The organism is Microbacterium sp. p3-SID336, from assembly GCF_025143365.1.
In the GTDB taxonomy this organism is placed as follows: domain Bacteria; phylum Actinomycetota; class Actinomycetes; order Actinomycetales; family Microbacteriaceae; genus Microbacterium.
Window position 1 is genome coordinate 1 of the sequence record NZ_JALXPE010000049.1, and the last position, 12,755, is coordinate 12,755.

At 69.5% G+C, this 12,755-nt stretch carries 11 protein-coding genes; 2 read left to right on the forward strand and 9 right to left on the reverse strand.

Annotated elements, in window-relative coordinates:
- Nucleotides 1-2: 2 nt before the first annotated feature.
- Genes M3C17_RS14205 through M3C17_RS14215 form a run of 3 tightly spaced genes read right to left on the reverse strand, consistent with a single transcriptional unit; the run spans nucleotide 3 to nucleotide 3,108 of the window.
- Nucleotides 3-830 (reverse strand): carbohydrate ABC transporter permease, encoded by an 828-nt coding sequence (locus tag M3C17_RS14205; protein ID WP_259978544.1) that lies wholly within the window; start codon nucleotides 828-830, stop codon nucleotides 3-5.
- Complete coding sequence (locus M3C17_RS14210) at nucleotides 827-1,798, reverse strand: carbohydrate ABC transporter permease (protein WP_259978545.1); 972 nt, start codon at nucleotides 1,796-1,798, stop codon at nucleotides 827-829. Before M3C17_RS14210 ends, M3C17_RS14205 begins: the two co-directional genes overlap by 4 nt.
- A 2-nt stretch (nucleotides 1,799-1,800) precedes the next feature.
- A complete protein-coding gene (locus M3C17_RS14215; protein ID WP_259978547.1) occupies nucleotides 1,801-3,108 on the reverse strand; it encodes an extracellular solute-binding protein in 1,308 nt (435 codons plus the stop codon).
- Nucleotides 3,109-3,241: 133 nt separating this feature from the next.
- On the opposite strand from M3C17_RS14215, the gene M3C17_RS14220 reads away from it, so the two are divergent.
- Complete coding sequence (locus M3C17_RS14220; protein ID WP_259978549.1) at nucleotides 3,242-3,856, forward strand: FMN-binding negative transcriptional regulator; 615 nt, start codon at nucleotides 3,242-3,244, stop codon at nucleotides 3,854-3,856.
- Nucleotides 3,853-5,292 (forward strand): amidohydrolase, encoded by a 1,440-nt coding sequence (locus M3C17_RS14225; protein WP_259978551.1) that lies wholly within the window; start codon nucleotides 3,853-3,855, stop codon nucleotides 5,290-5,292. Before M3C17_RS14220 ends, M3C17_RS14225 begins: the two co-directional genes overlap by 4 nt.
- Before the next feature lie 6 nt (nucleotides 5,293-5,298).
- Here the strand turns inward: M3C17_RS14225 and M3C17_RS14230 are convergent, their stop codons facing one another.
- The 6 genes from M3C17_RS14230 to M3C17_RS14255 all read right to left on the reverse strand — a co-directional run bounded on the left by M3C17_RS14230 (nucleotide 5,299) and on the right by M3C17_RS14255 (nucleotide 12,742).
- Complete coding sequence (locus tag M3C17_RS14230; protein WP_259978553.1) at nucleotides 5,299-6,168, reverse strand: sugar phosphate isomerase/epimerase; 870 nt, start codon at nucleotides 6,166-6,168, stop codon at nucleotides 5,299-5,301.
- A 4-nt stretch (nucleotides 6,169-6,172) separates the two neighbouring features.
- Nucleotides 6,173-8,152, reverse strand: coding sequence for an aldo/keto reductase (locus M3C17_RS14235; protein WP_259978560.1), 1,980 nt, complete (start codon nucleotides 8,150-8,152; stop codon nucleotides 6,173-6,175).
- A 27-nt stretch (nucleotides 8,153-8,179) separates the two neighbouring features.
- Nucleotides 8,180-9,310, reverse strand: a complete 1,131-nt coding sequence (locus M3C17_RS14240; RefSeq protein WP_259978562.1) for a Gfo/Idh/MocA family protein — start codon at nucleotides 9,308-9,310, stop codon at nucleotides 8,180-8,182.
- Nucleotides 9,307-10,185, reverse strand: a complete 879-nt coding sequence (locus tag M3C17_RS14245) for a sugar phosphate isomerase/epimerase (RefSeq protein ID WP_259978564.1) — start codon at nucleotides 10,183-10,185, stop codon at nucleotides 9,307-9,309. The genes M3C17_RS14240 and M3C17_RS14245 overlap by 4 nt, the downstream gene beginning before the upstream one ends.
- 111 nt (nucleotides 10,186-10,296) lie before the next feature.
- Entirely contained in the window at nucleotides 10,297-11,109 is an 813-nt protein-coding gene (locus M3C17_RS14250; RefSeq protein ID WP_259978566.1) for an alpha/beta fold hydrolase, read from the reverse strand.
- A 163-nt stretch (nucleotides 11,110-11,272) separates the two neighbouring features.
- Nucleotides 11,273-12,742 (reverse strand): catalase, encoded by a 1,470-nt coding sequence (locus M3C17_RS14255; protein ID WP_259978568.1) that lies wholly within the window; start codon nucleotides 12,740-12,742, stop codon nucleotides 11,273-11,275.
- Nucleotides 12,743-12,755: the final 13 nt, after the last annotated feature.

The following is a 12,755-nucleotide window of genomic DNA, read 5'->3' on the forward strand; positions in this document are numbered from 1 at the left end:
GGTCACTTGATGCCCGAGGTCGCGACGCCCTGGATGAAGTACTTCTGCAGGAACAGGAACAGGATCAGCACCGGCAGCAGCACCACCACGGCGCCGGCCAGCAGGATCCCGAAGTCCGTGGTGTTCGACGCCTGCGATGCCACCGCGAGCGCCACCGGAAGCGTGAAGGTGCCCTCGCTCTGTGCCACGATGAGCGGCCACAGGAACGAGTTCCACGACCCCAGGAACGACAGGATGGCGATCGTCGCGACGGCCGGCCCTGACAGCGGCAGGAAGATCCCGAAGAACAGGCGTGCCTCTCCCGCTCCGTCGACTCGCGCGGCCTCGAGCAGGTCCGAGGGGAGCGAGTAGGCGAACTGCCGCATGATGAACACCGACAGCGGAGACACCAGGAGCGGCGCGATGATGCCGGCCAGCGTGTTCACCAGTCCCAGCTGCACGATGATGAGGAACTGCGGCACGAAGATCGCCACGTAGGGCACGATCCACGCGAAGATGACGCCGGAGAAGATGAGGTTCCGTCCACGGAACTCCAGCTTCGCGAGTGCGTACCCCGCCATCGAGCTGAACAGCACGTTCGCGGTGACCGCGACGAAGGAGACGATCGCGCTGTTGACGAAGTGCTGGCCGAAGCCCTCCTCGGTGAACAGCCGGACGTAGTTGTCCAGCGGGAAGCCGTGCGGGAACCATGCGCCGGGGTCGGTCATGAACTCGACCTGCGTCTTGAACGACCCGAAGACCACCCAGACGAACGGGAGCAGGAGGGCGGCGACGACGAGGATGACGGCCGCATACATGGCGGCGAGCGTGAACCGGGATGTTCTGATCAATTCTTCGGCCTTAGGAAACGGAACTGCACGACGGCGACCACCGAGACGAACGCGATGAGCAGGAAGGAACCGGCCATCGAGGCCGCGGTGTTGCCGAACCCGAACTGCTCGTAGACCCACAGCGCGATCGATCGCGTCGCGCCGAGCGGGCCTCCGGCGGTGAGGAGGTACGGCTCTTCGAAGATGCTGAGGAACGAGACGGTCATGAGCACGGTCACCAGAAGCGTCGTCGGACGAAGCAGCGGAAGCGTGATCGACCACAGTCGACGCGAGGCCGTGGCGCCGTCGACCGCCGCCGCCTCGTAGACCTGCTCCGGGATCGCCTGCAGACCGGCGAGGAAGAGCACCATGCACGTTCCGATGTTGCGCCAGACGCCGAGCATCACGACGGTGGTCACGGCCGACCCTGGATCGCCCAGCCAGTTCGGTCCGGCCAGCTCCCATGACTCCAGTGCCGAGTTGACCGGGCCCAGCGGGGCGAACGCGTACTTCCAGATGACGGCCGCCGCCACGATGTTCGTGATCACCGGCAGGTAGGCGGCGGCGCGGAAGAAGGTGCGCAGTCGCCGGATCCCCTTGTTGAGGAGGAGGGCGAGCGCCAGCCCGAAGGCGATGCTCAGGGGCACGCACAGGATCACGAAGAGCGCGGTGTTCGCCGCCGACCTCTGGAATCCGGCGTCGCCGAGGACGGCGATGAAGTTGTCGAGCCCGACGAAGTCGACCGCGAAGGGCGTGCGGATCTCCCGCGACGTGAGATCCGTGAGGCTCATCCCCATCGCCGCGACCACCGGGATGGCGGTGAAGACGGCCGTGACGATGAGGAAGGGCGTGAGGAACAGCCAGGCGGCCCTGGCCTGCGAGCGCTGCATCGCGCTGCGCGGGCGCCGGGGGCCGGGGGCGGGCGGCCGTTCCCTCTCGGGGCGGGGGTCGGCCCCGCCCCGAGAGGTCGGCAGGAGAGTGGTCGGCATCGTTACTTGCCGACGCCGATCGACTCCGCTTCGGCTTGTGCGGCGTCGAGCGCCTCCTGCGCGGTCGCCGTGCCTCTGGCCACGCGCTCGATCTGCTCGCCGAGGATCTTGCCCACCTGGTTCCAGGTCGGCACGGCGGGGATCGAGACCCCGTCCTCCATCGCTTCGCGGACGGCGGCGAGCGCCTCATCGTCGGCGATCGCCGGATCGTCCCATGCCGACTTCACGGTCGGCAGGTTGCCCATGCTCTCGAACCAGGCGAGCTGCGTCTCGGGCTCGGAGGCGTAGCGCACGAACTTCCAGGCCGCGTCGGCGTTCTCGGCCTCCTCGGGGACGGCCCAGTTGCCGCCGCCGATCGACGCCGCGCGCTCGCCGTCCGGCCCGGCCGGGGGCACGAGGGCCGCCATGTGCTCATCGAGCCACTCCTCGCCGTTGGCGTCCGCGAGCCAGCCGCGCAGCCAGGGGCCGTTCAGCACGCCGGCGAGGCGCCCGTCGGTGAGGTATCCGACGGAGTCGACCGACGTCGGGGCGTCCGGCGAGACGAAGCCGTCGGCGAACAGCGAGCCGTAGAACTCCAGGGCTTCCACGTTCTCCGGGGAGTTGATGGTCCACTCGGTGTTGTCGTCGTTGATGATGCCGCCGCCGTTCTGGTGCGCGAACGTGTCGAACTGCGCCGCGGTGTACTCGTCGAAGGGCACGACGTAGAAGGCCAGGGGGAAGTCGACCCCGGTGTCCTTCAGGGTCTGGGCGAACTCGCGCAGTTCGTCCCAGTTCTGCGGGGCCTCGACGCCGGCCGCCTCGGCGAGGTCGACGCGGTACTGGAACACGCGCGCGTAGGTGAACCACGGCACGCCGTAGGCGACGTCATCGACCTCCGCGGTCTTCCACACCGACTCGAAGAAGTCGTCCTCCTCCACGAGTCCTTCCGGGACGGGAGCGAAGGCGCCGGTCGCGAACAGCGCGGGCTGGTGCTCCGCGAACACGTAGATGAGGTCGGGTACGGAGCCTGCGGCGATCGCCGCGGTCATCTTGGTGACGAAATCCTGCTCGGGGATCTGCGTCATGTTGATCTCGACATCGGGGTTGTCGGCGGCGAACTGCTCGAACAGCACCGGCAGCTCCTCGCCCTCGGCCCCGGCCGCCCACAGCTCGATGGTGCCGGTCGCGGGTCCATCGCTGACGGCGGAGGCGTCGCCCTGCGCGCCATCGCCGTCCTCGGCACGACCGCAGGCGGCGAGGGTCAGGGCGGTGATCGCGACCACCGCTCCGACGCCCAGCGCTCGAGACAGCCTCTTCTTCTTGGTGAACATGGGGGTGTGTCCTTTCAGGCGTCGTCTTTGATGGCCATGGGGGAACATTGACACATCGCCGGACCTTTGTCTACGGTTCAGTCATAAGTCTGCAAATACTGATACATATTCGAGGATCGAAGAAGGGCTGGCCATGCGGCACACGCCGGCGTACGTCATGGAGGACCCGGACGAGGTGAGGCGTCTCATCCGCGAGAACCCCTGGGCGACGATCGTCGCCCACACGGCGCGCGGGCTGGTGGCCTCCCACTACCCGGTCGTGCTCGAGGAGGATCCCGATCGGATCAGCATCGTGAGCCATGTGGGTCGCCCGGACGACCGCGCTCTCGAGCTCGGCGAGGGGGAGGTGCTCGTGATCGTCCAGGGGCCGCACGGCTACGTCTCCCCTGGTTGGTACGACGGCTCTCCCGCCGTCCCCACCTGGAACCACGTGACCGCCCACCTCTACGGGACGCCGGAGATCCTGAGCGACGAGGAGAACTGGCGGGTGCTGGGGGAGCTCGTCGACCGGTTCGAGGAACGACTGCCGCATCCCCGTCCGCTCTCTGCGAACGAGGAGTACGGTCGCTCGATCGTCTCGGGCACGGTCGGCTTCCGCCTCGTCGTCGAGCGGTTCGACGCCCGAGCGAAGGTCAGCCAGGACAAGCCGGATCACGTGGTCGACCGTGTGATCGACGAACTCCAGCACAACCCGACGTACGGCCGCCCTGCGCTGGCCGATGAGATGAGAAGGGTGCACCGCCCATGAGCACACTCCTGCGCAACGCGCGCCTCGACGGTGCGATCGTCGACGTGCTGGTGAGGGACGGGAGGATCACCCGCATCGGCGCCCTGCCCGCCGAGGGCGCACGGGAGGTCGACCTCGACGGCCGATGGCTCCTCCCCGGCATGTGGGACAACCACGTGCACTTCACCCAGTACGCCATGGTGCGTCAGCGGCTGGATCTCGCCGGCGCGGAGTCGGCGGCGCAGGCGGCCGCACTCGTCGCCGAAGCCGTCGCGGCCGGTGTGTCCGCCACGCCGCTGATCGGCTACGGATTCCGCGACGGACTCTGGCCGGACGCCCCCGACCGCGACCTCCTGGACCAGGCCGCTGGCGGCCACCCCGTGGCGCTGGTGAGCGCCGACCTGCACGCGGTCTGGCTGAACTCCGCCGCGCTCGAACTGTACGGCCACCCCGATCACCCCAGCGGGCTGCTGCAGGAGGACGAGGCGTTCGAGGTCACGCGCCTCATCGAGGACACGCCCCCGGAGGTCCTCGACGAGTGGGCGAGGAGCGCCGGACGGGCAGCCGCCGAACGGGGGGTCGTCGGCATCGTCGACCTCGAGATGCAGTGGAACCTCGACACCTGGCGCCGGCGGAGCGAGAACGGCTTCGACGCGCTCCGGGTCGAGTTCGGCATCTACTCGGAGCACCTCGACCGCGCCATCGACCTCGGACTGCGCACGGGCGACCGGGTGAACGACCTGATCACCGTCGGAATGTACAAGGTGCTCACCGACGGCTCGCTCAACACCCGTACCGCCTACTGCCACGACCCCTACCCCGGCCTGGAGGGCCACCCCCACCCGCGGGGTCTGCTCACCGTGCCGCCCGAGCAGCTGAGGCCCCGGATGCGGCGCGCATCCGAGGCCGGGATCGTGCCCGATGTGCACGCGATCGGCGACCTGGCGAACACCCTGGCCCTCGACGCGTTCGAAGCCCTCGGGATCGGCGGACGCATCGAGCATGCGCAGCTGCTCTCGGAGTCCGACTTCCCGCGGTTCGCGCAGCTCGGCGTCGTCGCCAGTGTGCAGCCCGAGCACGCGATGGACGATCGCGACATCGCGGAACGCTACTGGCCGGGCAAGACCTCGCGTGCGTTCGCCTTCCGGAGCCTCCTCGACGCCGGCGCCGAACTGGCGCTCGGCTCCGACGCCCCCGTGTCTCCGCTCGACCCGTGGGTCACGATCGCGGCGGCCGTGGGGCGTTCTCGTGACGGCCGCGAGCCCTGGCACCCGGAGCAGACCATCGGCATCGATGCGGCGCTCGCCGCCTCGACGCGGACGCGGGTCGAGGTGGGCGAGGTGGCCGACCTCGTGGCCGTCGAGCGGGACCCGCGTGCGTCGTCGTCCGCCGAGCTGGCGACGATGCCGGTGGCGGCGACGATGCTGAGTGGGAGATTCACGCACCTGACGCTGTAGCGCCGGTCACCGCACCGGCACGCCCGCCCGGTCGAAGACCTGCTCCAGGGCGGTGCGCGCTGCTGTGACCCGCTCGTGCTCCGGCAGCGCCGCGAGGGCGGCGTCGAAGGGCTCGGCGTACACCGGTCCCGCGTAGCCGATGTCGTGAAGCGCCTGCAGGAACCCGACGCCGTCGATGACCCCCGTCGCGCCGGGGAGCGCGCGCTCGAGGTCCTGCTGCTCGTGGAGCTCCCGCTCGCGCGGCGCGTCGTTGAGATCCACGCCGAGCACCTCGTCGGCCGACACGGCGCGCAGATCCTCCGGGGTCTCGCCGGCCGTGTACCAGTGGAAGCTGTCGACCACGAGTCCGAAGCACTCGGGGTCGCGGGTCTCGTCGATCAGTCGGCGCGTCTCGTCGAGCGAGTGCACGAAGGGGTGACGCCGACCCCGTCGCCACGATTCCGGTCCCACGTACTCGAGCGCGAGCCGGAGTCCGTGCTCACGCAGCAGCGGCGTCAGACGGTCGAGTCGATGACGGTGCAGCTGCCAGGTCTCCGCGTACGGCGCCTCGTCGTTCGCCGGAGCGAGCCACGTCGAAAGCGCTGTCACCCCGGCTCCGGTGAGGAGCGGGGCCCGGCGAGCGACCTCAGCGAGCAGGCGGGTGAACGCCTCGTCGCCCACCGTGGTCCCGATGACGCCGGGCAGAGCCGACAGCCGCCAGTCCAGCCGCCTTTCCCTGATGCCGGAGACGAAGTCCTCCCGTTCGGCCGGGGACGCGCCGAAGAAGGCGTCGGAGTCGGGCTCGACGATGGTGAAGCCGTTCTCCGCCGCGAGACGGAGCAGAGTCGACGGATCGACGCCGAGCCCGAGCCTTCCGTCGCCCAGTGCGAGATGCATCGGCTCAGCCGTCGCGCAGGTCGAGCCAGGCGATCGTGTCGTCGTCGAGGTCCAGCTCGAGCGCCGCCGCCGACGTCCTGGTCTCGCTGAGGCGGCGCGGACCGATGATGGCGAACGTGGGGAACCGCTGATGGAGGACGTACGCGAGGGCCACGGCGGTCGGGGTGACGCCGAGGCGCTCGGCGAGCCGGCGGCATCGTCGGAGGCGCTCGAAGTTGTCGGCGCTGTAGTAGCCGGTGACGAGCAGGGGGTCGGAGAGGTCGTCCGGATCGGCTCTGCTGAAGAAGCCCCGTGCCTGCGATGCCCAGGAGAACAGCGGGATCTGCGACTCCTCGAGCCATTCCTTCGAGGCCTGGTCCGTCACATGCCGGCTGCCGGGGAAGGGGAGGGCAAGGGCCTCGGCGAGGCCGAAGTGGTTGCTCAGCGCGGTGAAGCCCTGCTTGCCGGTGCGGCGCGCGTACTCGTTCGCGCTCTCGAAGCGCTCACGGCTCCAGTTCGAGCCTCCGAAAGCGCGGATCGCGCCGAGTGCGTGGTATCGGTCGAGCACGTCGACGAACTCGCCGACGGGGACATCCTCGTTGTCCCGGTGCAGGAGATACAGGTCGATGTGGTCGGTCTGGAGGTCGTCGAGGGTCTCGAGCAGCTGGGACTCCAGGTTGACCGGATCGCAGTAGGGAGTGTGCGCGCCCTTGCCGACGACGAACACGTCGTCTCGCACGCCGCGGTTCGCGATCCACTGGCCGAGCAGCTTCTGCTGCAGTCGATCGCTGTACTCGTAGGCCGTGTCGAAGGCGTTGCCGCCGCGCTCGAAGAAGTCGTCGAACATCACGCTGGCGAAGACGAGGTCGGTCTGGTTGTCGCAGCCGAGCACCAGGCGCGACACCGGCTTGTCCGTGCCGGCGACGGTGCCGTAGGTCATCGCGTTCGGGCGTCGCCGAAGCGGTCGCCGGTCGACCGTGGGGACAGCGGCGTCGTCGCGTTCGAAGGGGTAGCGCACCCCGACCTCGGAACGCCAGCGGTACAGGAGCTGCGCCAGGGCGGAGTCCTGCTCCGCGCTCCGCGGGTCGTACCCGGCGGCGGCGCGCTCCTGGAGTGCGTCCGCCTCGAGGGCGTACAGGGCAGCGGGCTCGCACGCGACGTGCCGCGGATCCTCTCCGGCACGGACGATGGTGAACGTCGTGGCGGTCTCGCGCGGGGCGCCCCAGGGCTGCGGCACCTCGATCATGCCCAGCGAACCCCAGATCCGCACGGTCGGCGGGAGATCGGCGGCGATCGCACACGTCAGATGCGCGGTCACCCCGCCGTCGAAGACGGCCGATGCCGTCGTCCACGCATCCACGCCGCCGGGGGTGAGCGCGCCGCGGGCAGTCAGCTTCTCCACCGTCGGATTGCGACCAGAGGCGACGACGACGGCCTGCGCCATCGAGGCCGGATAGCCGCCGACGTCGAGCACGGCGCCCCCGCCGACCCCGGGGTCGAAGAGCCGTCCGCTCTCGTCCGATGCGCGGAAGGCGTAGGTCGCCTCGACGTGCTGCAGATCGCCGATCGTGCCGTCCGCGATCACGCGCAGCACAGCGTCGGTCTGCGGGTGATGCCGGTACATGTAGCCCTCGAGCAGTGCGACGTCCGCCCGTCGCGCCGCCTCGTGCACCGCCATGGTCTCGGCGGGTGTCAGGGTGAGCGGCTTCTCGCACAGGATGTGCTTGCTGGCGTCGGCCGCACGGGCGGTCCAGACGGCGTGCTCGGTATGGACGGTGGCGATGTAGACGGCGTCCACCTCGGGATCCGCGAGCAGCTCGTCGTACGAGTCGTAGGCTCGCGTGCCCTCGGAGCCGTGCCGGTGGGCGAAGGCCGCCGCGCGGTCCGCACTCCGGCTGGCCACGGCCGCCAGCCGGCCGCACCGGGTCAGCGGGAGCTCTTCCGCGAACCGCTCCGCGATCTCGCCGAGCCCGAGAATGCCCCAGCGGAAATCCGTTCCTGTCATCGAGATCCTCCTGGTGGGTCTGCGGGGCTAGAGTGTCGGCGCGAACGGGTCGAAGTCGTCGGGCATCAGGGGAACCTCAGCGACGGTGCTCTCGACCGGAGTCCAGCTGCCGCTCAGCACCGCTTCATCGATCGCCGAGAGCGCGTCGAGCACGTGGTAGCCGAGCTCCCCGGAGGCGATGTGCGGGCGGTCGTTCCGAATCGCCCGTGCCAGGTCGAGCACGCCCAGCCCCCGGCCGGTGTCGACGCCGACCAGCGGCACCCTCTCCCAGACCGGTTCCGTCTCGTCGTCGGCGCCCGGTGCGATCCGTCCGATCCGCACGTCGCCGGTGAACTTGTTCGGGTCGGACACGACCAGCGTCCCCTCCGTCCCGGTGATCTCGACGACGCCGACGCGCGAGATCGGGGAGTCGAAGCTGAAGAAGCTCTGGCCGAGAGGCCCGCGCTCGAACTTCGCGATGGCGGCGACGTGCGTCGGCACCTCCACGGGGAAGCTGCTGCCGGCGGCGTCGCCGACGATGACCGACCGCGACTCGCGGGCGCGCGCGCCGACCGCGGACACGGAGTCCACCGGACCGAGCAGGCCGACCAGCGCACTGAGGTAGTACGGGCCCATGTCGAACAGCGGTCCCGCGCCGCGGGCGTACAGGAAGGAGGGGTTCGGGTGGAACAGCTCGGGCCCCGCGTACTGCATGGTGGTCTGCGCGGCGACGGGGACGCCGATGTCGCCACGGAGGATCGCCTTCCGTGCCGTCTGCACGCCCGCGCCGAGCACGGTGTCCGGTGCCACGCCGATGCGCAGTCCGGCCGCCGCTGCCTGCTCCAGGAGAGCCCGTGCGCTGACCCGGTCCACGCTGATGGGCTTCTCCACCCAGACGTTCTTGCCGGCGGCGAGGGCCGCTGCCGAGACGTCCGCGTGGGCGGCGGGGACGGTGAGGTTCACGACGATCTCGATGTCGGGGTGGTCGAGGACCAGTTTCGGGGAGCCCGCGCTGCGGACTCCGTAGGCGTCGCCCTGGGCGGCGGCGCGGCTCTCGTCCAGGTCACCCAGAGCGAGCACGTCGAGGTCGGGGAACCGCACCAGATTGCGGAGGTAGGCGTCGCTGATCATCCCCGTGCCGATGACGCCGACGCCGACGGTCCCGGTGCGTCGCGTCACCGGGCGACCTGCAGCTCGGTGCCGTCGAGGCGGCTGAAGGCGTCACGGCTGATGCGGGCGGACTCCAGATCCTCGTTGCGGCTGAAGTCCTGCTCCAGAAGCATGCAGCGGAAGTGGGGCAGGCCGTTCAGGGTCGTGATGATCTCCTGGATCGGGAGGATCCCCGTGCCGATCTCGACGAACGACAGCGGGTTCTTGACCTCGATGAATCGGTCGAACGTGATGTTCTCCCGGGGGTCGACGATGCCGTCGAACAGGTTGAGCGGCTCGTCGAAGTCCGCGGGGAAGTCCTTCTGGTGCGTCAGGATGACGCGGTCGCCGTAGCGTCGGATCCATTCCAGCGGGTCGTGCCCGCCGCGGTAGACCCAGAAGGTGTCCATCTCGATCTTGACCAGCTCGGGGTCGGTGTTCTCGAGGATCAGCTCGTAGACGGGAGTGCCGTCGAACTCCTGGAACTCCTGGAAGTGGTTGTGGTAGTAGAACACCATGCCCCGCTCTGCGCACAGCTCGCCCACGCGATTGAAGGCGTCGGCACGCCGCTTGACGTAGTCGACGTCGCCGTAGGGGTAGAACTCGATGTCGCAGCCGATGCCGGGGCTGCCGATCCCGGCGTGGAAGTCGAGGGTCGGTCCGAGTCGATCGACATCCAACGGGTTGATGTGGCTTCCGACGATGGACAGGCCGTTCTGCTGGAGCACGCCGGCGAGGCGGTCGGCCGAGATCCCGAAGCCGATCCCCGGATCGCGGTCCGCTTCGTGGTTGGCCCCTTCGACGCGGGTGAACCCGATCTCGGCGAGGCGGGCGAGTGTCGCCTCGGGATCATCGGCCATCGCATTGCGCACCGAATACAGCTGGATACCGACCTGAACCGTCATCAATCGCCCTTTCGCCGATGGCTGCGACGGCAGGAGCCGTCTGTAGGCAACAGTGACACACTTATGTCCGGGAATCCAGCTAAAGTTTCGATCTTCCGGAGAATTGCTGATTTAAGCCTGTCGGGGGTGCTCGCCGAAGAAAGCGAGCGCCGCGTCCTTGAAGTCGCGGGAGCCCGGCGCGTTGAAGTGGTGGCGGTTCGGGATCTCGACGAACCGCCCCTCCGGGGTGGCCGATGCCAGCGCGCGCGAGCCCTCGATGATGGCGTCCTTCGACCCGGTGGCGAACAGGACCGGCTGTACCGGCGCCTGCGCGGGATCGGGGTCGACCGTGCCGGAGGCGCGCAGTCCCTCGGCCAGTGCGACGAGGGCCCGCAGGTCGTTGCCCGGCACCCGCTCGGTGAGCGCGATGTAGTTCTGCGTCGTGCGGTCGGACACCGGGGTCCCGTCGTCGATGTAGGCGCGCACCTCGTCGAGGTCGAGCCGTGCCAGCGGGATCCCGTCCGGCACACCGCCCAGCACGGCTCGGCCGATGCGGTGCGGCAGCTCGCGCGCGACCTCCCAGCCGACCCTGGCGCCCAGCGAATAGCCCAGGTAGAACGCGTCGTCGACGAGGTACGTGTCCATCACGGTCTCCACGTCGGAGACGAGCGTGCGGATGGCGTAGGCCGCGGCCTCGTGCGGCTTGTCGCTGAGTCCGTGCCCGCGCTGGTCGAGCGCGAGCACGCGGTACCCCGCGCGCGTGAGTTCGCGCACCCACCCGGTGAGGACCCAGTTGTCGCGGGCGCCGGAGGCGAAGCCGTGCACGGTCACGACCACCGGGGCCTCCAGCTCGCCCCACGTGTACGTGGCGAGTCGGGTGCCGTCCGGCGCGTACACGTGCTGCGGGGCGGGCATCTCGGTCAGATCGGAGAGAGGAACGGCCACTCGTCCATCCTCCCCCTTCCCGCAGCCGAGGGAGCCGGAGACGACGAAACCCCCTCCCGCGGGCACGGTGCAGGAGGGGGAGCTTCGTCGGGACCGGGAGCGCCGGGCCCGTGCGGGGACGACGCCCCTCCCGGGATGCCGGGCGGGAGGGGCGTCGAGCCGGTCAGACGCGGTCGCGCAGGGCGGCGCCGAGCTCGGCGTCGACGTTCGTCCAGTACTGGAAGAAGCGCTCGCGGATCGCGTCGATCGTGATGCCGCGGCCCTGGCCGGTCAGGGTCTCCAGGAAGCGGGCGCGCTGCTCCCCGTCGAACACCTCGCGGTACAGCGTGCCGGCCTGACCGAAGTCGTCGTCCTCGGCGTGCAGCGTCGCGGCGGAGCGGGTGAGCTCGCCGTCCGCGGCCCAGTTGACCTCCACGCCCTTGACCGGGTCGGCCTCGGGACCGCCCGCAGCGCCGAACGAGTTCGGCTGGTACGTGCGGTGTGCCGCGTCGTTGTACTGGTACCGCATCGAACCCTCGTGCTGGTAGTTGCGGGTCTCGGCGGCGTGCGGCTGGTTGACCGGCAGCTGGTTGTAGTTCGGGCCGATGCGGTGACGCTGGGCGTCCGGGTACGCGAAGACGCGACCCATGAGCATCTTGTCGGGCGAGAGGCCCGTGCCGGGCACCTGGTTGCCCGGGGCGAAGCCGGCCTGCTCGATCTGCGCGAAGAAGTTCTCCGGGTTGCGGTTCAGGGTCAGCGTGCCGACCTTGATGCGCGGGTAGTCCTTCTTGGAGATCGTCTTGGTGAGGTCGAACGGGTTGAAGCGGTAGTCCTTGGCCTCGTCGTACGGCATGATCTGCACGTAGAGGTCCCACTTCGGGAATTCGCCCTCGGAGATGGACCGGAACAGGTCACGGCGGTAGTGGTCGGCGTCGGTTCCGGCCAGCTTCTCGGCCTCCTCCGGGCTCATCGCCTCGACGCCCTGGTGGGAGAGGAAGTGGTACTTCACCCAGAACACCTCGCCGGCCGCGTTGACCCACGAGTAGGTGTGCGAGCCGTAGCCGTTCATGTGGCGCCAGCTGCGGGGCAGACCGCGCTCGCCCATGAGGTAGGTCACCTGGTGGGCGCTCTCGGGGGAGAGGGTCCAGAAGTCCCACTGCATGTCCGCGTCACGCAGACCCGAGTCGCCGAGGCGCTTCTGGGAGTGGATGAAGTCCGGGAACTTCATGGCGTCGCGGAGGAAGAAGGTCGGCGTGTTGTTGCCGACGATGTCGAGGTTGCCCTCGGTCGTGTAGAACCGCAGCGAGAAGCCGCGCACGTCGCGCCAGGTGTCGGGGGAGCCCTGCTCGCCGGCGACGGAGGAGAAGCGGATGAGCGTCTCGGAGGTGGCGCCGGGCTGGAACACGGCAGCGCTGGTGTACTGCGAGACGTCCTCGGTGACGACGAACTCGCCGAACGCGCCGCCGCCCTTGGCGTGCGGGTTGCGCTCCGGCACGCGCTCGCGGTTGAACGCGGCGATCTTCTCGACGAGGTAGTGGTCGTGCAGCACCGTGGGGCCGTCGGGGCCGACGGTGAGCGAGTGCGTGTCGCTCGCGATCGGCGCGCCGGCCTGGGTGGTCGTGGCCGGACGGCCGTGGTCGGTGGGGTTCGTCATCATGTTCTCCTTC